Below are 25,664 nucleotides of genomic sequence, written 5' to 3'. Positions count from 1 at the left end.
GCACTGCAAGACTGACCGATTCAAGATCAAGAGACACCTAGGAAAAATTGTCCATGGACGTATCCCGCATTCGCGCCCTGCGCGGCCCCAATCTCTGGAGCAGACACACTGCCGTCGAAGCCATCGTTTCCTGCCCGGAAAACGAACGCGTCATCGCCGACATGCCCGGCTTCGAACTGCGCCTGCGCGCCCGCTTCCCGCAGATCGGCTTCCTCGAACCCGATGGCGGCAAGCAGGTGGTCTCCATGGCCCACGCCCTGGCTGCCGCGGCCCTGGCGCTGCAATCGCAAGCCGGCTGCCCGGTGACCTTCAGCCGTACCGTGTCCACCGTCGAGACCGGCATCTATCAGGTGGTGGTGGAATACAGCGAAGAAGAAGTCGGTCGCCTAGCCTTCGACCTGGCACTGGAACTGGTGCGCGCGGCCCAGGCCGACACGCCCTTCGACCTGACCGGCGCCTTGGCGCGCATCCGTGAGCTGGACGAAGACGTGCGCCTGGGCCCCTCGACCGCGTCCATCGTCAACGCTGCGCTCAAGCGTGGCATTCCCTATCGCCGCCTGACCCAGGGCAGCATGGTGCAGTTCGGCTGGGGCAGCCGCCAGAAACGTATCCAGGCCGCCGAAACCAGCAACACCAGCGCCATTGCCGAATCCATCGCCCAGGACAAGGATCTGACCAAGATGCTGCTGCACGCAGCCGGCGTGCCGGTCCCCAACGGCCGCGTGGTCGAGACCGTGGAAGACGCGCTCAAGGCCGCCGAAGAGATCGGCTCGGCGGTGGTCATCAAGCCGCTGGATGGCAACCAGGGCAAGGGCGTGGCGGTCAACATCAGCACCCCGGAACAGATTACCCGCGCCTTCAACAACGCCGCCCTGATCAGCGATGAAGTCATCGTCGAACGCTACCTGCCCGGCCACGACTTCCGCCTGCTGGTGATCGGCAAGACCCTGGTGGCTGCGGCCCGCCGCGATCCGCCGCAAGTCATCGGCGATGGCGTGCACACCATCCGTCAACTGATCGACCAGGTCAACGCCGACCCGCTGCGCGGCGATGGTCATGCCACCTCGCTGACCAAGATCCGCCTGGACGACATCGCCCTGTCGGTGCTGTCCGGCCAGAACCTGGACCCGGAAGCCATCCCCGCCCAGGGCGTGCGCGTGGTCCTGCGCAACAATGCCAACCTCTCCACCGGCGGCACCGCTACTGATGTCACCGATGACGTACACCCGGACGTAGCTGCACGTGCCATCGCGGCGGCGCAAATGGTCGGACTGGACATCTGTGGCGTGGACGTGGTCTGCAACTCGGTGCACATGTCGCTGGAAGAACAAGGCGGCGGCATCGTCGAAGTCAATGCCGCACCGGGTCTGCGGATGCACCTCTCGCCCTCCTACGGCAAGGCACGCGACGTGGGCGAAGCGATCATCTCGACCATGTATGACGATGGCGACGATGGCCGTATCCCGGTGGTGGCGGTAGCCGGCACCAACGGCAAGACCACCACCGTGCGCCTGATCACGCACCTGCTGGCCAAGACCGGCCTGCGCGTGGGCATGACCAATACCGATGGCGTCTACATCGACGGCCAGCGCACCGATACCGGCGACTGCAGCGGCCCGCGCAGCGCCCGCAACGTGCTGTTCCACCCGGATGTGGACGCCGCCGTGCTGGAAACCGCCCGTGGCGGCGTGTTGCGCGAAGGTCTGGGCTTTGACCGCTGCGCCGTGGCCGTGGTCACCAACATCGGCATGGGCGACCATCTGGGCCTGTCCTACATCAGCACCGTGGAAGACCTGGCCGTGGTCAAGCGTGTCATCGTCGAGAACGTCGCATCCACTGGTACGGCTGTTTTGAATGCAGCCGACCCGATGGTGGCCAAGATGGCCACCTCCTGCCCTGGCTCGGTGACCTTCTTCGCGCTGGATCCGACCCATCCCATCATGGCCACCCACCGCGCCCAAGGCCATCGCATCGTCTATCGCGACGGCGACGCCATCGTGGCCGCGCAAGGTACGTTCGAAAAACGCCTGAAGCTGTCCGGCATTCCGCTCACCCGTAGTGGTGCCATCGGCTTCCAGGTCGAAAACGTGATGGCTTCCGTGGGCGCAGCCTGGGCACTGAACCTGGACTGGGAGCAGATCACCGGCGCCCTGGCCAGCTTCATCAGCGATAGTGGCACCGCGCCTGGCCGCTTCAACCTGTTCGACTACAAGGGCGCCACCCTGATCGCCGACTACGGCCACAATCCAGATGCCATCCAGGCCCTCATCAAGGCCGTGGACAGCCTGCCGGCCAAACGCCGCTCGGTGGTCATCAGCGGTGCCGGTGACCGCCGCGATGCGGACATCACGCGCCAGACCGAACTACTGGGCGATGCCTTCGATGAAGTGGTGTTGTACCAGGACCAGTGCCAACGCGGCCGTGAAGATGGGGAAGTGATCGCCCTGCTGCGCCAAGGCCTCGGAAAGGCCACGCGTACGGCCGATGTGAAGGAAATCAACGGCGAATTCCTGGCCATCGATACCGCCCTCGCAAACCTGCAGCCAGGCGACCTGTGCCTGATCCTGATCGACCAGGTGGAAGAGGCGCTGGCCCATATCGACCAACGTGTGAAGGAAAATTCCTGAGTCTCTCGTTCGGCAGAGCGCTCAAGAAAATCCCGGCACTACGCCGGGATTTTTTTATGACCTGACGATCGATTCAGCGCAAGACTGGCTCAATCATCCTCAGCCATTCTCAGTCGTCCTGACTGGGATCGAGGTCCGGGAACAGGATTTCGGTAAAGCCGAATTGCCGGAAATCGCGGATGCGCATCGGATACAGGATGCCCTGCAAGTGATCGCACTCATGCTGCACCACCCGGGCATGGAAGCCATCCACGGTACGATCGATGGGATGACCGTTCTGGTCGAAGCCCTGGTAGCGCAACTGGCGCCAGCGCGGCACCACGCCACGCATCCCCGGGACTGACAGGCAGCCTTCCCAGCCCTCTTCCTCTTCCTCCGACAAGGGGGTCAATACCGGATTGATGAGCACCGTCTCCGGCACGGCCGGGGCATCGGGGTAGCGCTGGTTGTGGCCGAAGCCGAAGATCACCAGTTGCAGGTCCACCCCGATCTGTGGCGCGGCAAGACCAGCCCCATTGACCGCACGCATGGTCTGGAACATATCATCCACCAGCCGCGCCAGTTCGGGCGTACCAAAGTCCGTCACCGGCTGCGCCTGGCGCAGCAGGCGCGGGTCGCCCATCTTGAGAATGTCGCGTATTGCCATTTGCCTATCTCCGTCCAAGACGCCCGGATCAAGCCGGGCGTTGAATGTCATCTTGGTGGCAGCGTTGTTCCCAGCGCGATGCCTCAACCCTGCTTGGTCGCCACGTCGTGCAGATATTCCGAAAAAGCGGGGCCGGTTTCCGGGTGCTTCAGCCCCATAGCCACCATCGCCTTGAGATAGCCCAGCTTGGAACCGCAGTCATAGCGCTGACCCTGGTAGCGATAGGCCAGCACTGATTCTGCCTGCATCAGCTTGGCAATGCCATCGGTCAACTGGATCTCGCCACCGGCACCGCGCGGAATGTTTTCCAGGTAGTGGAAGATGCGGCTGTTGAGCACGTAGCGACCGACCACCGCCAGCGTGGACGGGGCTTCTTCCGGCGCGGGCTTTTCGACGATGGCGTTGATGCGCTCCAGGTCGGGCTGGTAAGGCGTGGCGCTGACGATGCCGTATTGACGGGTATCGCTCTTGGGCACTTCCTGCACCGCCAACATGCTCATGCCTTCGCGCGCATAGATATCGGTCATCTGTGCCATCACCGGCTTGACACCAGGGTCGGTATCCATGAAGTCATCGGCCAGCAGAATCGCAAACGGCTCCTCGCCCACCACCGGGCGTGCGCACAGCACGGCATGGCCCAGGCCCAGCGGCTCGGACTGGCGGATGAAGATGCAATTGACGCTCTTGGGCACGACGTTACGCACGATGTCCAGCAGCTTCTGCTTGCCGGCGGCTTCCAGTTCGCTTTCCAGTTCGTAGGCCTTGTCAAAGTGGTCTTCGATGGCGCGCTTGTTGCGACCGGTGATGAATACCATTTCGGTAATACCGGCGGCCACCGCCTCTTCGACCGCGTAATGGATCAGCGGCTTGTCAACGATGGGCAGCATTTCCTTGGGCTGCGCCTTGGTGGCGGGCAGGAAGCGGCTACCGAGACCGGCAACGGGGAAGACGGCTTTCTTGATCTTCTTGATCATCATGACTCCGAGGGAAAAATGGGTCTTGTTCTATTCTTATCGTCTGCATAAAAAGACAGTGCGGGCGAATTGTATATGAATAAAACGACAATATGATTACGTCTATTCAACATCCTGACCGGCACACATGAGCTTGAGTCCATCCTCATCCAGGATGGCAATACCCAGCTCTTCAGCCTTGGCCAGCTTGCTGCCGGCTTCGGCACCGGCCACCACGTAGCTGGTTTTCTTGGAGACCGAACCCGAGACCTTGCCACCAGCGGCTTCGATCAACTGCGCCGCCTCGTCACGCGAGAGATTGGGCAGCGTTCCGGTGAGCACGAAGGTCTTGCCGGCCAAGTGTTTGGTGCCGGTGTCAACGCCCTGGTCTTCCGGCCAGTGTATGCCCACGGCGCGCAACTGCTCGACCAGTTCGAGATTGACCGGATCGCTGAAGAAGGCGCGAATCGAGCTGGCCACTACCGGGCCGATATCGGCCACTTCCAGCAACTGTTCTTCGCTGGCAGCCAGCAGCCTGTCGATGCCACCGAAGTGGCGCGCCAGTTCCTTGGCGGTCGCTTCGCCCACGTGACGGATGCCCAGCGCATAGATGAAGCGCGCCAGCGTGGTGGTCTTGGATTTTTGCAGCGCGTCCAGCACGTTCCGGGCCGACTTTTCGGCCATGCGGTCCAGCTCGGCCAGGGCCGACAAGCCCAGGCGATACAGGTCGGCCGGCGTGTTGACCACCTGGCGATCCACCAGTTGCTCCACCAGTTGCTCGCCCAGGCCTTCGATATCCATGGCGCGACGTGAAGCAAAATGCTGCAGCCCCCCCTTGCGCTGCGCTGAACATTTCAGCCAGCCGCCCGAGCAGCGCGCCACCGCTTCATCTTCGGCGCGCACGATGGGCGAACCGCACACCGGGCAGGCGCCGGGCATGACGAAAGCGCGGGCATCGGCCGGACGCTTCTCGGGCACGAAGGCCACCACTTCAGGAATCACGTCGCCGGCACGGCGCACGATGACGGTGTCGCCAATCTGGATATCCTTGCGACGCACTTCGTCTTCGTTATGCAGCGTGGCATTGGTGACGGTGACGCCGCCCACGAACACCGGATTCAGACGCGCCACCGGAGTGATGGCGCCAGTACGTCCCACCTGCACTTCGATGTCCTGCACCACCGTCAGCGCTTCCTGCGCCGGGAACTTGTGGGCCAGGGCGAAACGCGGGGCGCGCGAGACGAAGCCCAGGTGCTTTTGCTGGTCAAGCCGATCCACCTTGTAGACCACGCCATCGATCTCGTAAGGCAGGCTCTCACGCTTTGTGCCGATGCCGCGGAAGAAGTCCAGCAGGCCAGCCGCGCCGGTCACCACCGCGCGCTCCTTGCACACTGGCAGGCCCAGTTGCTGGTACCAGTCCAGCAGCGCCGAATGCGAGGCTGGCATCTCGGCGCCTTCCAGTACGCCAATGCCGTAGGCAAAAAAGCGCAGCGTGCGCTGCGCTGTGATACGCGAATCCAGCTGGCGCAGGCTGCCGGCGGCGGCGTTGCGGGGGTTGGCGAACTCCTTCTGGCCGGCATCGCGCTGACGGAGGTTCAGGCGCGCGAAGTCGTCCTTGTACATCAGCACTTCGCCACGCACGTCAATCACTTGCGGGACGTTTTCGCCATGCAGGCGCAGCGGAATGGCGCGCACGGTGCGGATGTTGGCGGTGACGTTTTCACCCGTGGTGCCATCGCCGCGGGTGGCGGCCTGCACCAGCACGCCGTTTTCATAGCGCAAGCTGATGGCCAGGCCATCGAACTTGAGCTCGGTGGCGTAGCGCACTTCCTGCAGGGTTTCCAGGCCATCGCGCACGCGCTTGTCGAAGGCTTCGATGTCTTCGTCGGTAAAACCGTTACCCAACGAGAGCATGGGAATGTCGTGGCGCACCGGTTCGAATTGCGGCAGAGGTCCGGCACCCACGCGCTGGGTGGGCGAATCGGCAGTGAGCAGTTCGGGATGGGCGGTTTCCAGCGCCTGCAATTCCTGGAACAGCCGGTCGTATTCGGCATCCGGGATGCTGGGCTCATCGAGCACGTAGTAGCTGTGGTTATGGCGGTTCAGTTCGTCGCGCAACGCACGGGCGCGCAACAGCCACTCCGGCGCCCCTTGCGGGGGCCGTGCGGCGGAAAACAAGTCATCTTGCATCGTAGGGGGAAGTAAAAACAGACCTTAGCTGAACAGGCGCAAGGCACGGGTGGAACCGGCCGGGATCTCGGCCGATTCCATGGCGCTGTAGAACGCGGCCACCTGTTCGGCGATATCGGAAAGCGCTTCATCGGTCAGGGGCTGGTCGCTGTCGTCCACGATGATGCCGCCCAGGCGCGCCGACAGCGACTTGGCGCAGGCCACCAGGGCGCCGTAGCCGTCACGCGAAGGCGCCACGCGGGGCACATCCAGCAACAACGTCAGGCGATCGGTGGTTTCATCGGTCGGGGTGGCATTGGTGGAGAGCGCAAACAAGACCTCGCCCTCGCCATCCTGCATCACCAGGTAACCTTCGGTACGGCGGTCGAAGCCCTGGCGGGTCAATGCCGCCAGCAATGTTGCCAGGCTCCAGGGCGCTCCTTGCGAGCGCACATTCACCGACAACTGGGCATCATGGTCGATGATGAACTGATGCAGTGCCTGGGCAGTGCGGATGACGTCGGGCATGTCCGGCAGTTCCGGTTCGCCCGAGAGCGAATCGGTCAGGTCGCGCAGACGCATGACCAGTTCCGAATATTCGATCTCATTGATGGCATTGCTGCGGTTGGCCAGTTGCGCGCCGGCCAGCAAGGCGTCGTAGATGCTGCCGTGAGCAATGGCTTCCCAGTCGCCTTCGAGGGTGCGGCCGATGAAATGCACCGGCTTGTTGCCCACATGGCGCAGGTTCTGCAGCAACGGCAGCAGCTTGTCACCGCGCAGCGGATTGTCCAAAGCGATGGGGATGTTGCAGTCGATCAGCTCATCCACCGGCAGCTCGCGCTTGGGCGCCAGGCGGGCCTGCATCTCGGGCGGCGGCGTGAAGGCGGGCGCGGTCTCGATCTGCTCCTCGGCACCGGCGATGACCTGTGCCACGGTGGACTGCTGCGCCTGGGCCAGGGCCTGATCCAGTGCCGCTTCGGCGCCGCGCGCCGGCTCGGCTAGCGGCGGCTCGCCCAAGAAGGGTTCGCGCGGCTCGAACTCGGCCTGCTCCTGGTAAGCCTTCACCGGAGCAGAGACCGGCTTGCGTTCCGGCACCTCGTACAGCGAGGGTTCGGCGCGTCCCATCTCCGGTGCAGCCGGGCTGGCCGGGGCGCCACTACGTTCTGCCACCGGTGCGGTGAAGACCGGTTCGGTCGGGGCCAGGCCGGGTTCATCGGGCGACATCAGTACATCATCGTGAGACGAAGAAAAAGCACGCTCCACTGTCTTGCGCGCCTTGTGCTCCTGCCACTTGTTGTAGGTGATGACCCCAGCGACAAACACGGCGCCAAGAATGATCAGGCTGGTCTGGAGATCCATCATCATGCTGCACGACCTTTCAGGCTGGCTGGCGGGAAGGCGCCATCATGGGCGCCGCGTGGCATGGTCGGCTGGGAAGAGCTGCTCATCGAAGAAATCCGAATCCTATCAATCCAAGAAGGCCCGGACCGCGCGGGCCGCTCACACGGCCATCCGTGACTGCCGCAGCGCTGCTGGCAGCGGCCAGTGCGGCGCTCATCTGGCACATCGAACGGATCGGGTACGGCAAGTGCGCGGTCAAGATATTGTTATTTTTCCATGGCCCGTAGGCCGTATCAGTACGGTTCCAGCTGGGGCTCGCGCCCTTGTGGGCTGGTCGGCAAGGCTTTCAGGGTACGGTCACGCCCCCTGCTTGTCAAGCCGACAAAGCCCCAGGCCAAGCCAGCACAACCCATCAGGCGGCCTGTTCGGCGCTGGAGAAGTTGGCGGCCGACTCCATGTCCACTGCCACGATACGCGAGACCCCCTGTTCCTGCATGGTCACCCCGATCAGTTGCTGCGCCATTTCCATGGCGATCTTGTTGTGCGAGATGAAGAGGAACTGGGTGTGATCCGACATGCGCTTGACCATGTTGGCAAAGCGCTCGGTATTGGCATCGTCCAGCGGCGCGTCCACCTCATCGAGCAAGCAGAACGGCGCCGGATTCAACTGGAACATGGAGAACACCAGGGCCGTGGCCGTGAGCGCCTTTTCCCCACCGGAGAGCAGGTGGATGGTGGCGTTCTTCTTGCCCGGCGGCTGCGCCATGACCTGCACCCCGGAATCGAGGATTTCGTCGCCGGTCATGATGAGCTTGGCCTGTCCACCGCCGAAGAGCACCGGGAATAGTTCCGAGAAGTGGTGGTTGACCTTGTCGAAGGTGTCCTGCAGCAGGTCGCGGGTTTCCATGTCGATCTTGTGGATCGCGTCCTGCAGCGTGGTGATGGCTTCGTTCAGGTCGGCGTGCTGGGCATCGAGGAAGTGCTTGCGCTCAGAAGCGGTGGCCAGTTCGTCCAGCGCCGCCAGGTTGACCGCGCCCAACGCCGCAATGGCGTTGGTCAGGCGGGTCACTTCGCCTTGCAGATAGGACGGGCGCATGTCGCTGGTGAGCTTCTCGGACAAGGCGGCCTCGTCGGCCTGGGTCTGGGCCAGCGCTTCGGAGAATTGCTCTTGGTTCAGGCGCGCGGCCTGTTCCTTCAGTTGCAGTTCGGTGATGCGATCACGCTGCGGTTGCAGGCTGCGTTCGGCCTGCAAGCGTGCTTCTTCATGCGAGCGCAGTTGCTGCGAGAGCTGATCCAGTTCGTGGCGGGCATCGGCCAGCGCACGCTCCTGCTCGCTGCGGCGGTCCAGCAGCTCTTGCAGGCCAGCCTGGGCGGCCTGATCGTCCAGGCTTTCCAGCTCCAGATTACCCTGCTGCATACTGGCAAACAGTTGCGCCGCCTGTTCCAGGGCAGTGGCAATGCCACGCTTCAATTCCTCGATCTTGTTGCGGTGCGACTTCTCGGCGAATTCGCTTTCCTGGGCGGCGCGCTCCAGCTCGCGCAAGCGCGTGCGGGCGTCGTTGAGCTGCTGTTCCTTGTTGAGGTAATCGGTCTGGCCGTTCTCGTGCTGCTCTTGCAACTCGGCCAGTTCGATATCCAGCTCCTCAAAGCGCGCCTCGGATTCAGCCTGCACCTGCTGCTGCTCGGCTTCCTGCATCCCGATTTCTTCCAGGTCGGTGGCGATCTGGGTGCTGCGCTGGTTGAAGCGTTCCTGCACCTCGGATAGCTTCATCACTTCGATCTGCAGGCTATGCGCCGACTGGGTCAGCGAATTGACGCGCTGGCGCAGTTCCTGCAGGCGCTGCGACGCCGCCGACAGGGCCGCTTCGGCACGCACTGCGCGGCCCTTGGCTTCTTCGGCCAGCATCGCTTGGGCACGTTGCTGCTTGGTGATGTTCTCGATTTCCTGCTGGCGCGCCAGCATACCGTCCTGCTCCGAATCGGAGGCGTAGAAACGCACGCTGGAGTTACTCACCACATGACCCTGGCGGGTCACGAAGAGACCGCCCAGCGGCAGCTTGGAGCGCTCGGCAAAGGCCGTGGCGGTATCGTCGGCGATGTAGATGTGGTTGAGCCAGTCGTTCATCAGGGCGCGCAGGCCCGGATCGTTCAGTTGCAGCAGCGTCACGAAGGGCTTCAGGCCCGCCACTGGCTGGGCGTCCGGCTGGGCCAGCCCGGCATTGGGCGCGTACAGCGCCAGCTTGGCCGGCGGGGCGTCGCTGAAGAAGGCTTTGGCCCAGTCCAGGTTGGACATTTCCAGGGCCGACATGCGCTCGCGCAGCACCGCTTCCAGCGCGGTTTCCCAGCCGGATTCGATGTGCAGCTTCTGCCACAGGCGCGGCAGCTCGGCCAGACCGTGCTTTTCCAGCCAGGGTTGCACCTTGCCCTGGGCCTGTACGCTTTCCTGCAATTGCTTCAGGGCCGTCAGGCGCGCTTCCAGCTGGGCATTGGCCGAGGTTTCCTTGCTGACCAGTTCCTGGGCGGTGCGGCGCTCTTCTTCCAAGCGCGGCAACTGCTCCTGCGCCTCCTCCAGGTACAGATTGGCCTCTTCCAGCGAGGCCTGCTTTTCTTCCAGCTGCATCCGCAGGTTGGACAGGTGCGTCTCGTCGGGCAAGGCCATGCCGTTCTTTTCCTGCATCAGGCGTTCGCGGCGTGCGGCCAGGCCGGAGAGGATGTTGGAAGCATTGCGCTGGTGCGTCGATTGCAGCTCGATCTGCTGCTGTACCTGCATGATCTTGCCGCGCGACTCGGTGGTCTTGACCTGCGATTCGCGCCAGGCCGCCTCCAGCGACGGCAAGCGATCGCTGGTGTCTTGCACCGCGTGCTGGGCTTGCTCCACCCGCATTCCGAATTCTTCGAGCTGGATCTCGGCTTCTGCCAGTTCTTCCTGCTGCTGGGTGCCCTGGCGCTGCCACTGGTCGCGCTGCGCGCCCAGGGAGTTCAACTGGGCTTGCAGGCGGTTGCGCGATTCGATGACGAACTTGATCTGCGCTTCCAGGCTGCCGATTTCGGAGTTGGTCTGGTACAGGTGGCCTTGCGCCTGGTGCAGGCGGTCGCCGGCGCCATAGTGCGCCTGGCGCATATGCTCCAGCTCGGTTTCGACGTGGCGCAGCTTGGCGGTCTGCTCTTCCAGGTCGATCTGGGCGCGCTCGATTTCCTTGAAGAAGCGCTCCTGCTCCGCCTTGGCCTCGTTCTTGCGCAGCAGCCACAGCAGCTTCTGCTTTTCTTCCTGGTCGTTCTGCAACTCGTGGAATTTCTTGGCCACGGCGGCTTGAGCTTCCAGCTTTTCCAGGTTGGTATTGAGCTCGCGCAGGATGTCTTCCAGGCGGGTCAGGTTTTCGGTGGTGTCGTGCAGGCGGTTCTCGGTTTCGCGGCGGCGTTCCTTGTACTTCGATACGCCTGCGGCTTCTTCCAGGAAAATGCGCAGCTCTTCAGGACGCGCCTCGATGATGCGCGAGATCATGCCCTGGCCGATGATGGCGTAGGCGCGCGGACCCAGGCCGGTACCGAGGAAGATGTCCTGGATGTCGCGGCGGCGTACCGACTGGTTGTTGATGTAGTAGGACGACGTACCGTCGCGGGTCAAGGTGCGCTTGACGGCGATTTCAGCGTACTGGCCCCACTGGCCGGCGGCCTTGCCGGCAGAGTTGTCGAACACCAGCTCGACCGAGGCGCGCCCGGCCGGCTTGCGGTGGGTAGAGCCGTTGAAGATGACGTCCTGCATCGACTCGCCACGCAGCTCGGAGGCCTTGGATTCACCCAAGACCCAGCGCACGGCGTCGATGATGTTGGATTTGCCGCAGCCGTTGGGTCCGACCACGCCGACCAGCTGCCCCGGAACCTGGAAATGCGTAGGCTCGACGAAGGACTTGAATCCAGATAATTTGATGGAAGTTAGACGCACGTTATCGACAAATTAAAACAATTGAGGGAAAGCGGGAATTTTGCTTCCAGAAAGGCCGGTATCATAACATCGCACGGCCCTGGCAAGGCCAAAAACGGCTGTGGATCGCCTCTGGCGGCGCGTTTCTCCGCCCATCTTCGCACCCTACACTGCGCAAAGAAGAACGCCGTACCGACTCGCATCGGTACGGCGCGCTTTCATTCACTTCAGCAAGGGGGAATCAGAAGGTTTCCCAATCATCATCAGTGTTTGCGGGTGATGACCTGCCCGCAGAGGCCGGTTTGGCGGGGGCTACCGCCTTGCTCGGCGGTGGCAGCGGTGCCACCGGCTTCACCATTGGCTTGGCAGCAGGCTTGAGGGTCGGCTTGGCCGCTACGGATGCTGCCTTGACGGTGGCAGATGCTGTCTGCGGCGCAATGACCTCCTCACCCTCCACCTGGAAGGTCGCCACCGCCGCCTTCAGGCGGCGCGCCTGCTCTTCCAGCGAACCCGCGGCCGCGGCCGCTTCTTCCACCAGCGCTGCATTCTGCTGGGTCACCTGGTCCATTTCGCCGACGGCCAGGTTGACCTGCTCAATGCCGCGTCGCTGCTCTTCGGATGCGGCCGATATCTCACTGACGATGTCGGTCAGACGCTGCACCGCCGAGACCACCTCGCCCATGGTTTCACCAGCGCGCGCCACCTGATCCGAACCGCTGCCCACACGCTGTACCGAATCCTCGATCAAGACCTTGATTTCCTTGGCCGCCTGGGCGCTGCGCTGGGCCAGCGAGCGCACTTCCGAGGCCACCACGGCAAAGCCGCGCCCTTGCTCGCCGGCGCGGGCGGCTTCCACCGCCGCATTGAGCGCCAGGATATTGGTCTGGAAGGCGATGCCGTCGATCACGCCAATGATGTCCGAGATCTTGCGCGAACTTTCCGTAATACCTTCCATGGTCTGCACCACCTGCCCCACCACATCGCCGCCGCGCCGGGCGATCTCCGAGGCACTGTTGGCCAGTTGGCCAGCCTGACGGGCGTTGTCGGCATTCTGCTTGACGGTGGCCGTGAGCGAATCCATGTTGGAGGCCGTCATGGCCAAGGAACCAGCCTGCTCTTCGGTGCGCGAGGACAGATCAAGGTTGCCGGCGGCAATCTCGTGGGCGCCGATATCGATGGCCTCGGTCCCCTGACGGATACCCTTGATGACGCCAGCCAGGCGTTCACGCATGGTGGCCATTTCATAAAGCAGGCTGCGAGTATCGCCGGCGCGCGTCTGCACCTGCACGGTCAGGTCGCCATTGGCAATGCGGGTGGCGATATCCACCGCATAAGCGGGTTCGCCACCGAGACTGCCGGTGATGCGACGGATGATGGCCAGCATCATCAGCGACACCACCACTCCCACCACCAACAGGATGCCCAGGAGCCGGGAAACGTCGGCCCGGAACTGGGCCTGCACGTCACTGAGAAACACGCCGGTGACGATGAACCAATCCCAAGCCTGGTTGTGTACCACGTAGCTCATCTTGGGGGTGCGATTGTTGTCGTCAGTACCGGGCAGACGACCCATGTACTGCACGAAGCCCTGCTGCTTTTCCTGGCCCACCTTCATCATCTCGACGTAGTAGGCCTTGCCCTCGGAATCCTTGCGGTCGGCCACATTCTTGCCGATCATCGCCTTGTTGGAAGGCAGCATCAGCACCACCGGGCGGGAGTCGAAGATGAACAGGTAATTGTCGCCGTCATAGCGCATGGCAGCGATGCGTTCCAGTGCATTCTTCTGCGCCTCTTCCTTGGAAATCTTGCCCGCAGCAACATCGGCCACATAGCTGTTGACCACGCCATTGGCCGCCTCCACCACGCGGCGCAGGCCATCCTTGCGTTCCTCCATCATGTTTTCGCGGGCGCTGTAGGCCGACCAGGCTGCCAGCAGCAGCAAGCCCATCCACATCACCACCAGCGCAGACAGTAGCTGTGCCTTGAGGCTCTTCATTATTGATCTCCGGGAATTAGTGTCCAGCCTCACAGGCTGGCTCGTATTGGCAAGTGCCCACCATACGCCTGAAAGATTGCTGACAAAGCACTGAATACAGCGCTTCCCTGCCCCTGATTTCCCGGATTGCACTTTTTCATTGCTCCGCCGCACCAAGCTCGACACCTGCACCATGGCGGTGGACAACGTTGGATGGTCTGGCCTCCTGTCGATCATGCATGTCACCCGACCAACCTCGCTGCCGTCCATGGGCGCAGCAATGACGGTATAATCGCAAGCTTTCCCAGCCCTTTGCCGTGGCCGCCCGATCTCGCTGACACCCTCGCGAAAGGCCGGCCCGGGAAGCTTTACTCCAGTCCAGCGACGTGAATCCCCTACTCGACAAACTGCAGCCCTATCCCTTCGAAAAGCTCAAGAAGCTCTTCGCCGGCATCACGCCCGACCCGGCCTATCGCCCGATCAGCCTGGGCATTGGCGAGCCCAAGCATCCCACCCCGGCCTTCATCCAGCAGGCGCTGACCGACAATCTGGCCGGGCTGGCCTCGTACCCGGCCACGCTGGGCAGCGAGGCGCTGCGCGGGGCCATTGCCGACTGGCTGCAACAGCGTTATGACATCCTACGCCCCGATCCGGCCACCGAGATTCTGCCGGTGATCGGTTCGCGCGAGGCGCTGTTCTCGCTGACCCAGACCGTGGTCGATCCGACCAGACCGGGGGCGCTGGTGATGTGCCCCAACCCGTTCTACCAGATCTACGAAGGCTCGGCCTACCTGGCCGGCGCCGAGCCCTACTTCGTCAATTCGGACCCGGCGCGTAACTTTGCGCCCGATTTCAGCCAGGTGCCGCAAGAAGTGTGGGAACGCGTGCAGCTGCTGTTCGTCTGCTCGCCGGGCAACCCTACCGGAGCCGTGCTGAAGCTGGATGACTGGAAGGAGCTGTTTGCGCTGTCGGATCGCTATGGCTTCGTGATCGCTTCCGACGAATGCTATTCCGAGATCTACTTCAAGCAGGATCCGCCGCTGGGTGGCATGGAAGCCGCCCGCAAGCTGGGCCGCGACTATCGCAATCTGGTGTGCTTCTCCAGCCTGTCCAAGCGCTCCAACGTGCCAGGGATGCGCTCGGGCTTCGTGGCCGGCGATGCGGCCATCCTCAAGAAATTCCTGCTCTACCGCACCTACCACGGTGCGGCCATGAGCCCGGTGATCCAAGCCGCATCGGTCTTGGCCTGGCAGGACGAGACCCACGTCCAGGACAACATCGCCAAGTACGTCACCAAGTTCTCGCAGGTCACGCCGCTGCTGCAGGAAGTGATGGATGTCGCCTTGCCCGATGCGGCGTTCTACCTGTGGGCCAAGGTCGACAAGCTGGTCGATATCAGCGACACCGAATTCGCTCGTCGCCTCTACGCCGAATATAATGTCACGGTGCTGCCCGGCAGCTACCTGGCGCGCGAGGCGCATGGCGTCAATCCAGGCGCCGGCCGCATCCGCATGGCGCTGGTGGCCGAAGTCGAAGAATGCCTGGAGGCGGCGCAACGCATCGTCGCCTTCACCAGGAAACTGGCCGGCCAGGCCTAAGCCCGGCCAAAGAAGCCAGATTCACACCCCTTTCACCCAACCGTTCATAGATATCAACATGACACAGTCCATTCAGCAAATCATCGATCAGGCGTGGGAAGACCGCGCCAGCCTGTCCCCCAAGAGCGCTCCGACCGACATCCGCAATGCGGTGGCCGAAGTGATCGCAGGCCTGAACGATGGCACCCTGCGCGTCGCCAACCGTCAAGGCGTCGGCCAGTGGGAAGTCAACCAATGGGTGAAGAAAGCCATCCTGCTGTCGTTCCGCCTGGAAGACAACGTGCCGATGTCGGCTGGTAGCGGCTACCCGCAGTTCTACGACAAGGTGCCCACCAAGTTCGCCAACTACACCGCGGAAGATTTCGCCCGTGGCGGCTTCCGCGTGGTGCCGCCCGCCGTGGCCCGTCACGGTTCCTTCATCGGCCGCAACGTGGTGCTGATGCCCTCCTATGTGAACATCGGCGCCTACGTCGATGAAGGCACGATGGTCGACACCTGGGCCACCGTCGGCTCGGCTGCCCAGATCGGCAAGAACGTTCACCTGTCGGGTGGCGTGGGCATCGGCGGCGTGCTGGAGCCGGTGCAGGCCGGCCCCGTCATCATCGAAGACAACTGCTTCATCGGTGCCCGTTCGGAAGTCGTCGAAGGCGTCATCATCGAAGAAAACTCGGTGCTGTCCATGGGCGTCTACATCGGCCAATCGACCAAGATCTATGACCGCGAAACCGGCGAAGTCCACTACGGTCGCGTACCGGCGGGCTCGGTGGTGGTGCCGGGCAACCTGCCCTCCAAGGATGGCAAGTACAGCCTGTATGCCGCCATCATCGTCAAGAAGGTCGATGCCCAGACCCGTTCCAAGACTTCCATCAACGAACTGCTGCGCGGCGAGTAATCCCGCCCTGCAACTTCATTGAAGTCCTGAAACACCCACGCGCCGCGCCGGTCGTCCTGTCCGGCGCGGCGTCGTGTTCTAATGCCCTGTTTTGTGAGAACCAGCATGAGCGACAAGATCACCCTTTTCGGCATCCCCAACTGCGACACTGTCAAGAAGGCCCGCGTGTGGCTGGACGAGCAAGGGATCGCCTATCACTTCCACGATTTCAAAAAGGCCGGCCTCACCGCCGAACAGGCGCAAGCCTGGCTCAAGGACGTGGAGCGCGACGTGCTGGTGAACCGCAAGGGAACCACCTGGCGCGCCCTGCCCGATGAGCGCAAAGCCGCCATCACCGATGACGCCGGCGCAGTCGCCCTGATGGTGGAAAACCCCTCGGTGGTGAAGCGCCCGGTGCTCTTCGATGGCAAGCAGTATCACGTCGGCTTCAAGGCCGATCAGTATCAACACATTTTCGAGAAATGATCATGAGCAAGACGCTGGCCCTGACCCAGGAATTGATGTCCCTTTCTTCCGTCACCCCCGAAGACAAAGGCTGCCAGGCCAGGCTGGCGGAATTGCTCACGCCGCTGGGCTTCGTCTGCGAGACTATCCAGTCGGGCGAGGTCACCAACCTGTGGGCGCGCAAGGGCACAGCCCAGCCGCTGGTGGTCTTCGCCGGCCACACCGACGTGGTGCCGACCGGCCCGCTGGAGAAGTGGCAGTCGCATCCCTTCCAGCCGACCCTGCGCGATGGCCGCCTGTACGGTCGCGGCGCCTCCGACATGAAGACCTCGATCGCCGCCATGGTGGTGGCTTGCGAAGAGTTCACGGCGGCCCATCCCGAACACAAGGGTTCGATCGGCTTCCTCATCACCAGCGATGAAGAAGGCCCGGCCACCGATGGCACCGTGGTGGTCTGCAATGCCTTGAAGGCACGCGGCGAGCAGCTGGATTACTGCATCGTCGGCGAGCCGACTTCGGCCAAGACCCTGGGCGACATGATCAAGAACGGCCGCCGTGGCACCATGTCGGGCAAGCTGACCGTCAAGGGCATCCAGGGCCACATCGCCTATCCGCAACTGGCGCGCAACCCCATCCACCAAGCCGCACCGGCACTGGCCGAACTGGTGGCCGAACAGTGGGATGCGGGCAATGAATACTACCTGCCGACGTCCTGGCAGATTTCCAACATCCATGGCGGTACCGGCGCATCCAACGTGATCCCGGGTGAAGTCGTGATCGACTTCAACTTCCGCTTCTCCACCGCCAGCACCGTGGAAGGCCTGCAGCAGCGCGTACACGCCATCCTCGACAAGCATGGCCTGGAATACGACCTGAAGTGGACCGTCGGCGGCCTGCCCTTCCTGACCCCGCGCGGCGACCTCTCGGATGCGCTGTCCAAGGCGATCAAGGACGAGACCAGGCTGGACACCGAACTGTCGACCACCGGCGGCACCTCGGACGGACGCTTCATCGCCCAGATCTGCCCCCAAGTGATCGAATTCGGCCCGCCCAACGACAGCATCCACAAGATCGATGAGCACATCGAAGTGCGTTACATCGATCCCTTGAAGAACATCTACCGCAAGACGCTGGAAAACCTGCTGGCCTGAGCCGGCGGCATTGCATCGAAGAGAATCTCATGACCCCCAACAATTTCTCCACCGTGCGCGACCTGCTGCGCTACGCCGTGACCCGCTTCAACACCGAACAACTGTTCTTCGGCCACGGCAGCAGCAATGCGCTGGATGAAGCGGCCTACCTGATCCTGCATACCTTGAAACTGCCGCTGGACCAGCTCGATCCCTTCCTCGATGCACGTTTGCTGCCCGAAGAAATCGCTTCGATCATGCGTGTGATCGAACGTCGCAGCAAGGACCGTGTGCCGGCGGCCTACATCACCAATGAGGCCTGGCTGGGCGCCTATCGCTTCTACGTCGATGAGCGCGTGATCGTGCCGCGTTCCTTCATTGCCGAACTGATTCCGCAGCATTTCTCGCCATGGATCCAGGACCCGGAAGCCATCGAGAATGCGCTGGATCTGTGCACCGGTTCGGGCTGCCTGCCCATCATGCTGGCCGATGCCTTCCCGAACGCGCAGATCGATGCCGTCGACATCTCCGCCGACGCCCTGGCCGTGGCGCGCAAGAACGTGGACGAATATCAGCTTCAGGATCGCATCAACCTGGTCCAATCCGACCTGTACACGCAACTGCCGCTGCGCAAGTACGATCTGATCATCAGCAATCCGCCCTATGTGAATTCCGGTTCCATGGCCAAGCTGCCCCAGGAATATCTGCGCGAGCCGCAACTGGCGCTGGCCGGGGGCGAGGATGGCATGGATCTGGTGCGCAAGATCGTGGCCGGCGCCGCCGAGCGCTTGACGCCCGAAGGCGTGCTGGTGGTCGAGATCGGCAATGAGCGCGCCTTCGCCGAAGCCGCCTTCCCGGAACTGGAACTGACCTGGCTGACCACCAGTGCCGGGGATGACATGGTGTTCCTGGTCACGGCCGAACAACTGCAACTGGCCTGAACTTCGGCATTAGCGTGCCCCTTTGAGTCTGAATCACCGATGATCCGTTTCCAGCAAGTTTCCCTCCAGCGTGGCGTCAAGCCGCTGTTGGAGAATGTCGACCTGACACTCAACCCGGGCGACAAGATCGGCCTGATCGGCGCCAATGGCGCTGGCAAGTCCAGCCTGTTCGCCATGCTGCGCGGCGAGCTGCACCCCGACTTAGGCAATATCGATTACCCGGCGCGCTGGCGCATGGCCTACGTGGCGCAGGAAACCCCGGCGCTGGACCGGCCGGCCATCGAATACGCCATCGATGGCGATGCCCATCTGCGCCAGTTGGAAGCCGAGCTGGCCCGCGCGGAAGCGCAGCCGGACGACAAGCACGATGGTAATCACGTCGCCGAACTGCACACCGCCCTGGCCGATGCCGATGCCTATACCGTGCGCTCGCGTGCCGAGCAATTGCTGCTGGGGCTGGGGTTTTCGCTGGAGCAGATGGAACGGCCGGTGGCCAGCTTCTCCGGTGGCTGGCGCATGCGCCTGAACCTGGCGCAGGCGCTGATGTGTCCGTCCGACCTGCTGCTGCTGGACGAACCAACCAACCACCTGGACCTGGATGCCATCATCTGGCTGGAAGACTGGTTGAAGCGCTATGAGGGCACGCTGCTCATCATTTCACACGACCGCGATTTCCTGGATGGCGTGGTGAACGTGATCGTTCATATCGATGATCGCAAACTGAAGCGTTATTCCGGCAACTACAGCGCCTTCGAGCGCCAGCGCTCGGCCCAGCTGGAACTGATGGCGGGGATGATCGAGAAGCAGCAGCGCCAACGCGCGCACCTGCAATCCTTCATCGACCGCTTCAAGGCCAAGGCGACCAAGGCGCGCCAGGCACAGAGCCGTATGAAGGCTTTGTCCAAGATGGAAGAGCTGGCACCGCTGCGGGCAGCAGCCGAGTTCTCGTTTGAATTCCGCGAGCCCTTGTCGGCACCGAATCCGTTGCTGGTGATGGAAAAGGTCAACGCCGGCTATCACATCGAGGGCAAGAACGGCGCGCCCGATGCAGACAAGATCATCGTGCATGGCATCGATTTCTCACTGCAGAATGGCCAGCGCATTGGTCTGTTGGGCGTCAACGGCGCCGGTAAATCGACGCTCATCAAGACGGTGGCGGGCGAGATCGATCCGCTTTCCGGGACGGCCCGGCTGGGCAAGGGCCTGGTGATCGGTTACTTCGCCCAGCATCAGGTGGAGATGCTGCGCCATGACGAATCGCCTCTGTGGCACTTGACCCGGCTGGCGCCCGATGTGCGTGAGCAGGAATTGCGCAATTTCCTGGGCAGCTTCAATTTCAACGGCACCATGGCTACCTCCTCCATCGCCCCCTTCTCGGGCGGCGAAAAGGCGCGCCTGGCGCTGGCCCTGATCGTCTGGCAGCGCCCCAACCTGTTGCTGCTGGACGAACCGACCAACCACCTCGACCTGGAAACCCGCGAAGCCCTCACCATGGCGCTGGCGCAGTTCGAGGGCACGCTGGTGCTGGTATCCCACGATCGCCACCTGCTGCGCGCCACGACTGACCAGTTCCTGATCGTGGCCGAAGGCAAGCTGCAACCCTTCGATGGCGACCTGGACGACTACAAGGATTGGCTCTTCAAGACCAAGCTGGCCGCCCGCAATGATGCCGCAGCCGCTGCGCCGCTGCCGACCTCCAGCCAGCCGGTGGAAGCCGCTCCGGCTTCTCTGGTGGACCGCAAGGAACAGAAGCGCCTGGAGGCCGAACAGCGCCAGAAGATGTCGGCCCTGAAAAAGCCCATCGAGGCGCGCATCAAGCGGCTCGATGAGCAGATCGCCAAGCTCAACGTCCGCAAGGGCGAGATTGATGCCCGCCTGGCCAGCCCCGACATCTACGATGCCGCCAACAAGGATGAGCTCAAGACGCTCATCACCGACCAGGCCTATTGCAGCAAGGAGCTGGAACAGCTGGAAAACGAATGGCTGGAACAGCAGGAAGCACTGGAGCAATTGCAGGCCTGAAGTCCGAAGGAACCGAGGCTGGCATAAGCTTTCTACATGAATGTCTTAAGCCAGCCCTTGCAGTTGGGCAAAACGAAGGCATCATTGCGCCCTGGCCGCACTTTTTGTGGCGAAAGTTTTTATAAGGACATCGAGATATGAACAAAAACATCAAGCAATGGCTGCTGGCCGGGGTTGGCGCGGCACTGCTGGCTTCCTCCCTGAGCGTCTCGGCAGCGGACCTGCTGCAATCGGTCAAGAGCAGCGGTACCTTGAAGGTGGCACTGGAAGGCAACTATCCCCCGTTCAACTTCAAGGATGCCAAGACGGGCGAACTGACCGGGTTCGAAGTGGACGTAGCCAAGCTGCTGGCAGCCAAGCTGGGCGTCAAGCCGGTCTTCACCACCACCGAGTGGAGCGGCATCCTGGCCGGTCTGGGTGCGGGCAAGTATGACGTCATCATCAACCAGGTCGGCATCACCGATGAACGTCAGAAGGCTTTCGATTTCTCCGATCCCTACACCCTCTCCAGCGCCCAGTTGATCGTGCGCAAGGATGAAAAGCGCGACTTCAAGAGCCTGGACGACCTGAAGGGCAAGAAGCTCGGACTGGGCCAGGGCACCAACTTCGAACAGAAGGCCAAGGCCGTGCCGGGCATCGACGTGCGCACCTATCCTGGTTCACCCGAGTACCTGGCCGACCTGGCCGCTGGCCGTATCGATGCTGCGCTCAACGACAGCCTGTTGGTGGGCTATATCCTGAAGTCGACCAACCTGCCGCTGAAGGCCGGTAGCCCCATCGGCACCGTCGACAAGATCGGCATTCCCTTCCGCAAGGGCAATCCCGAGTTCAAGGCTGCGCTCAACAAGGCCTTGGCCGAGATCAAGGCCGATGGCAGCTTCAAGGCCGCCTCCGAGAAGTGGTTCGGCATTGACGTGAGCCAGCCGCCGAAAGCACAATAAGGCGCGCCAGACCAAGCGCTCCCTGCTGCCCGGCATGGTCCGGGCGGACCGATTTATCCCCGCATGGCGGGGATAATTTTTTATATCGAATGCTTATGGAAATCCTGGAACTGCTACAGCAAGCCGCCCCCACCCTGGCCAAGGGCGTGGGCTACACCCTGCTCTTCGCGCTGGCCTCGATGGTGGGCGGCTTGGTGCTGGGTTTCGTGCTGGCCGTGGCGCGCATCGTTCCCTGGCGCCCCATCCACTGGCCGGCCGCGGTCTACGTCAGCATGATGCGCGGCACGCCGCTGCTGGTACAGATCTTCGTCGTCTATTACGGCTTGCCGGGGTTGGGCATCGAGTTTTCACCGCTGACGGCCGGCGTGCTCACCTTGAGCCTGAACGCCGGGGCTTACCTATCGGAAAGCCTGCGCGGCGCCATCCTGGGCGTGACCCGCGGGCAGTGGAATGCTTCCTATAGCGTCGGGCTGACCTACTTCCAGACCTTGCGCTACATCATCGTGCCGCAGGCGGTACGCATCGCCGTGCCCTCGATGAGCAATACCTTGATCAGCCTCATCAAGGACACCTCGCTGGTCTCGGTCATCACCGTGACCGAACTGATGCTGGCGACCAAGGAAGTGATCGCGGTGACCTTCCGCCCGCTGCCGCTGTACGTGGCCGCTGCCGCCATCTACTGGGCCCTGAGCCTGTGTTTCGAGGCCTTGCAGCACCGGCTGGAGAAGAAGCTGGGTAAGGCGCACCAGGTTTGACGGAGCGCGCGAGCTACCACTGCCCCATGCAAAAAGCCCGAATGCGATGCACTCGGGCTTTTTATCGGGTGAGGTGGGAATCTTTCCCGACCAGGTCACTCAACCTAACTCAACGCTTGACGCGGTAGATATCCTGACCCACTTCGTTGATCTGACGACGCAGTTCGCGGCGTTCATCGGCACTGAGCTTGCCGTTACGGCGCTGGTCCTGTTCGCTGGCCATCTGGCTGCGCTGCTCTTCGGGATGGAAGTCGCTTACGTGCTGCCTGAACTCACCCGGCTGCCCCGGCATCGGCCGGCCGCCCTGGGGTGGGGCCGCCAACGCGGCCGCTCCCACACCGAGCGCCAGCATCGCTGCCAGACATAGCTTGTTGAGGACTGCAATCTTCATAATGCGATTTTTTCCGGGGACAGAGAATCAAGGAGAGAAAGCAGCGACGACGTTGCTTTCCCGACGTGATTCCAGTTTAGGCCGCAGGCCGCGATGGTATAAGATGATTAAGGTAAGGGATGTAACAGTTTGTAATGGATCAATAGACCCGACTTGCTCAAAATCGCCAAGACGCTACCATAGGCAACATGAATACAACCAACGGCAACAATACTAATACGACAACTTCCGCCAATCAATTCAAAGTATTGGTGGTGGATGACGACATTCGTCTGCGCGACCTGCTGCGTCGCTACCTCACCGAGCAAGGCTTCAACGTGGTCACGGCCGAAAACGCCCAGGCCATGAACAAGCTCTGGATCCGCGAGCGCTACGACCTGCTGGTGCTGGACCTGATGCTACCCGGCGAAGATGGTCTGGCCATCTGCCGCCGCCTGCGCGGCGCCGGCGACCAGACGCCGATCATCATGCTCACCGCCAAGGGCGAGGACGTGGACCGCATCATCGGCCTGGAAATGGGCGCCGACGACTACCTGCCCAAGCCGTTCAACCCGCGCGAACTGGTAGCCCGCATCAATGCGGTGCTGCGCCGCAAGGGCCCCGATGAACTACCGGGGGCGCCGTCCGAAACCCCGGAAACCTTCGAATTCGGTGATTTCATCCTGGACCTGGGTACCCGCACCCTGAAAAAGAATGGCGAAACCATCTCGCTGACGACCGGGGAATTCTCGGTACTGAAGGTTTTTGCACGCAATGCCCGCCAACCGCTGTCGCGCGAGAAGCTCATGGAAATGGCGCGCGGTCGCGAATATGAAGTATTCGACCGCAGCCTGGACGTGCAGATTTCGCGCCTGCGCAAGCTGATCGAACCAGACCCGGCCAATCCACTGTACATCCAGACCGTATGGGGCCTGGGCTATGTCTTCATCCCGGAAGGGAAACCGCGCTGATCACCCGCTTCACCCCTGACCTGCAGGCCGCTTGCCGATGAAAGTCCGTACTCAATCAGGATGGTTCAGCAACGGCCTGTTCTGGCGCACGTTCTTCCTCCTGACCTTCCTGATCACCGCCAGCATGGTGGCCTGGGTGGCCAGCTTCCGCATGGTCGAACGCGGCCCGCGCGCCGAGCAACTGGCCGCACAGATCGTGTCGGTGGTCACCATCACCCGCGCCGCCCTTACCCACTCCGCACCCGAGATGCGGCGTGAGCTGCTGTTCGACCTGGCCAGCAACGAAGGCATCCGCATCTATCCGCTGGAAAAGACCGACCGCATCGTCCCGCCCGAGGATTCGCCCATCGTCCCCGAGCTGGAGTACTACGTGCGCCAGTCACTGGATGAGAACACCATCTTTGCCTCCAGCGTCAACGAGGTGGAGGGTTTCTGGATCAGCTTCAACATCGATGATGACCAGTATTGGCTCATGCTCGACCGCGGTCGCCTGGATCGCACTTCCAGCCTGCAATGGCTGGGTTGGGGCTCGATTGCGCTATTCCTGTCGTTGATCGGTGCAGTCTTCATCTCCACCCTCATCAACCAGCCACTAGCCCGGTTGACGGCCGCCGCGCGTGCCATCGCCAAGGGTCGCCAGCCGGAACCGCTACCTGAATCCGGGCCCACCGAGATCGAAGAAGCCAACCGCAGCTTCAACCAGATGGTGGCCGACCTCAACCGTATCGAATCGGACCGCGCCCTGATCCTGGCCGGCATCTCGCACGACCTGCGCACGCCCCTGGCGCGGATGCAACTGGAAGTGGAGATGGCCAACCTGTCCGATGAATCGCGTGACGGGATGCACTCGGACCTGGCGCAGATGGACAGCATCATCGGCCAGTTCCTGGACTACGCGAAACCCTTCGATACCAACAACCTGGAAACCATCGACCTGGCTGGCCTGCTGGAAGATGTAGCGGCCAAGTCCAGCCGCCTGGCCGACGTGAAGATCACGACCCAGATCACCCCGGCCACCGAGGTTGCCGGCAACGGCACCGAACTGGCACGGGTGTTCAGCAACCTGGTCGAGAATGCCCGCCGCTACGGCAAGACCGCCGACAGCGACTGCGCCGAAATCCACATCCGCAGCCGCATCGAGGGCCAGCAAGTGGTGGTGGAAGTGTTCGACCATGGCTCGGGGGTGCCGGAGAACGAATGCGAACGCCTGCTGCGTCCCTTCACCCGTCTCGATACCGCACGCGGCCAGGCCAATGGCTCCGGGCTGGGCCTGGCCATCGTCAACCGCATCGTGCTCAAGCACAATGGCAAGCTGGTCTTGAAGGGACATGAAGAACACTATGGCGGCCTGCTGGTGCAGATTTCGCTGCCGTTGAAGGGACATCGCCGTCATGCCTGAGCGCACCAGCCAATGGAGAGTCTGGCCCGTGCTGGCCTGCGCCCTCCTGCCCGGTCTGGCCCTGGCGCAGACCTATGCCGACCGCAACCTGAGCATCCCGCCCGTGGGGGGTAACGGCGCTCAGCGCCCCATCGTGATCGTCTCCCCGGTCGTTCCCTCCGGCCCTTCCCCGCTGGTGCCGCAGGTGCATGGGAATGGCCCGGCCGGTGCCTATGCCTCCGACGAACCGGGGCCGGACATCCGCGCCCGCAATGCCGACTATGTCACGCAGTTCAAGGTAGTGGGACAGGTGCCGCCGGGCGCCACCATCAGCAAGGTCAGTTGGCGCTATACGCTGGCCAGCAAGCCAGCCGGTTTCGAGGCGCGGCTGTGCTGGCAGGATGCGGGATTATGCTGGGATGTGAGCGACGCCAACGCCGGCAGCACCGACTTCTTCAATGGCCGCGACGCCACCCGCCCCTTCCAGCTGCATTACAGCCTGCGCGGCACCGCGCGCACCGGCGAGGCGCCCATCAAGGGCGAAGTCAACCAAGTCATCGTCACCTTCGCCACGCCCGGCTGAAGCTCT

The 25,664-nt window shown here is 62.6% G+C and carries 19 protein-coding genes; 12 read left to right on the top strand and 7 right to left on the bottom strand.

Going from position 1 to position 25,664, the window contains the following annotated elements; translation table 11 throughout:
- Positions 1–53 precede the first annotated feature (53 nt).
- Positions 54–2,627 (top strand): cyanophycin synthetase, encoded by a 2,574-nt coding sequence (gene cphA, locus RC54_RS10890; RefSeq protein WP_061790418.1) that lies wholly within the window; start codon positions 54–56, stop codon positions 2,625–2,627.
- Positions 2,628–2,736: 109 nt separating this feature from the next.
- Here cphA and def read toward each other — a convergent pair whose 3' ends face one another.
- The 6 genes from def to RC54_RS10860 form a co-directional block, all read right to left on the bottom strand.
- Positions 2,737–3,273, bottom strand: coding sequence for a peptide deformylase (gene def, locus RC54_RS10885; protein ID WP_061790417.1), 537 nt, complete (start codon positions 3,271–3,273; stop codon positions 2,737–2,739).
- An 83-nt stretch (positions 3,274–3,356) separates the two neighbouring features.
- Positions 3,357–4,247, bottom strand: coding sequence for a UTP--glucose-1-phosphate uridylyltransferase GalU (gene galU / locus RC54_RS10880; RefSeq protein WP_058897544.1), 891 nt, complete (start codon positions 4,245–4,247; stop codon positions 3,357–3,359).
- A gap of 102 nt (positions 4,248–4,349) precedes the next feature.
- On the bottom strand, positions 4,350–6,416 hold the full coding sequence (gene ligA, locus RC54_RS10875) for an NAD-dependent DNA ligase LigA (protein ID WP_061790416.1): 2,067 nt from the start codon (positions 6,414–6,416) through the stop codon (positions 4,350–4,352).
- 24 nt (positions 6,417–6,440) lie between these two features.
- Positions 6,441–7,760: a cell division protein ZipA C-terminal FtsZ-binding domain-containing protein gene (locus RC54_RS10870; protein WP_061790415.1), complete on the bottom strand. Its 1,320-nt coding sequence runs from the start codon at positions 7,758–7,760 to the stop codon at positions 6,441–6,443.
- A gap of 388 nt (positions 7,761–8,148) precedes the next feature.
- The gene (gene smc / locus RC54_RS10865; protein ID WP_082686019.1) at positions 8,149–11,679 is read right to left on the bottom strand and encodes a chromosome segregation protein SMC; all 3,531 of its coding nucleotides are present in this window, start codon (positions 11,677–11,679) and stop codon (positions 8,149–8,151) included.
- 220 nt (positions 11,680–11,899) lie between these two features.
- Complete coding sequence (locus RC54_RS10860) at positions 11,900–13,654, bottom strand: methyl-accepting chemotaxis protein (protein ID WP_061790414.1); 1,755 nt, start codon at positions 13,652–13,654, stop codon at positions 11,900–11,902.
- Between the two features lie 365 nt (positions 13,655–14,019).
- Between RC54_RS10860 and dapC the strand changes: the two genes are divergently transcribed.
- The 8 genes from dapC to RC54_RS10820 all read left to right on the top strand — a co-directional run bounded on the left by dapC (position 14,020) and on the right by RC54_RS10820 (position 22,356).
- A complete protein-coding gene (gene dapC, locus RC54_RS10855; RefSeq protein ID WP_061790413.1) occupies positions 14,020–15,231 on the top strand; it encodes a succinyldiaminopimelate transaminase in 1,212 nt (403 codons plus the stop codon).
- A gap of 58 nt (positions 15,232–15,289) precedes the next feature.
- Positions 15,290–16,123 (top strand): 2,3,4,5-tetrahydropyridine-2,6-dicarboxylate N-succinyltransferase, encoded by an 834-nt coding sequence (dapD, locus tag RC54_RS10850; protein ID WP_058895281.1) that lies wholly within the window; start codon positions 15,290–15,292, stop codon positions 16,121–16,123.
- 105 nt (positions 16,124–16,228) lie between these two features.
- Positions 16,229–16,588, top strand: coding sequence for an ArsC family reductase (locus tag RC54_RS10845; RefSeq protein ID WP_058895280.1), 360 nt, complete (start codon positions 16,229–16,231; stop codon positions 16,586–16,588).
- 2 nt (positions 16,589–16,590) lie between these two features.
- The gene (dapE, locus tag RC54_RS10840; RefSeq protein ID WP_061790420.1) at positions 16,591–17,718 is read left to right on the top strand and encodes a succinyl-diaminopimelate desuccinylase; all 1,128 of its coding nucleotides are present in this window, start codon (positions 16,591–16,593) and stop codon (positions 17,716–17,718) included.
- A 29-nt stretch (positions 17,719–17,747) separates the two neighbouring features.
- The gene (prmB, locus tag RC54_RS10835; protein WP_061790412.1) at positions 17,748–18,638 is read left to right on the top strand and encodes a 50S ribosomal protein L3 N(5)-glutamine methyltransferase; all 891 of its coding nucleotides are present in this window, start codon (positions 17,748–17,750) and stop codon (positions 18,636–18,638) included.
- 39 nt (positions 18,639–18,677) lie between these two features.
- Positions 18,678–20,660, top strand: coding sequence for an ATP-binding cassette domain-containing protein (locus tag RC54_RS10830; RefSeq protein ID WP_058895278.1), 1,983 nt, complete (start codon positions 18,678–18,680; stop codon positions 20,658–20,660).
- A 137-nt stretch (positions 20,661–20,797) separates the two neighbouring features.
- Entirely contained in the window at positions 20,798–21,601 is an 804-nt protein-coding gene (locus RC54_RS10825) for a cystine ABC transporter substrate-binding protein (RefSeq protein ID WP_017451041.1), read from the top strand.
- Between the two features lie 95 nt (positions 21,602–21,696).
- Positions 21,697–22,356: an amino acid ABC transporter permease gene (locus RC54_RS10820; RefSeq protein WP_174526145.1), complete on the top strand. Its 660-nt coding sequence runs from the start codon at positions 21,697–21,699 to the stop codon at positions 22,354–22,356.
- Between the two features lie 109 nt (positions 22,357–22,465).
- Here the strand turns inward: RC54_RS10820 and RC54_RS10815 are convergent, their stop codons facing one another.
- The gene (locus RC54_RS10815) at positions 22,466–22,747 is read right to left on the bottom strand and encodes a hypothetical protein (protein ID WP_017451039.1); all 282 of its coding nucleotides are present in this window, start codon (positions 22,745–22,747) and stop codon (positions 22,466–22,468) included.
- Between the two features lie 188 nt (positions 22,748–22,935).
- Here RC54_RS10815 and ompR point away from each other — a divergent pair, with 188 nt between their 5' ends.
- From ompR to RC54_RS10800, 3 genes are read left to right on the top strand one after another with little or no spacing between them, the layout of a single operon-like run.
- Complete coding sequence (gene ompR / locus RC54_RS10810; RefSeq protein ID WP_017451038.1) at positions 22,936–23,697, top strand: osmolarity response regulator transcription factor OmpR; 762 nt, start codon at positions 22,936–22,938, stop codon at positions 23,695–23,697.
- Between the two features lie 37 nt (positions 23,698–23,734).
- Entirely contained in the window at positions 23,735–25,096 is a 1,362-nt protein-coding gene (locus tag RC54_RS10805; RefSeq protein ID WP_171427012.1) for a sensor histidine kinase, read from the top strand.
- Entirely contained in the window at positions 25,089–25,658 is a 570-nt protein-coding gene (locus RC54_RS10800; protein WP_174526144.1) for a flagellar protein FlhE, read from the top strand. The genes RC54_RS10805 and RC54_RS10800 overlap by 8 nt, the downstream gene beginning before the upstream one ends.
- Positions 25,659–25,664 lie beyond the last annotated feature (6 nt).

Source organism: Herbaspirillum rubrisubalbicans (genome assembly GCF_003719195.1).
In the GTDB taxonomy this organism is placed as follows: Bacteria; Pseudomonadota; Gammaproteobacteria; order Burkholderiales; family Burkholderiaceae_D; genus Herbaspirillum; species Herbaspirillum rubrisubalbicans.
This window is presented reverse-complemented; position numbering and strand designations above follow the sequence as displayed.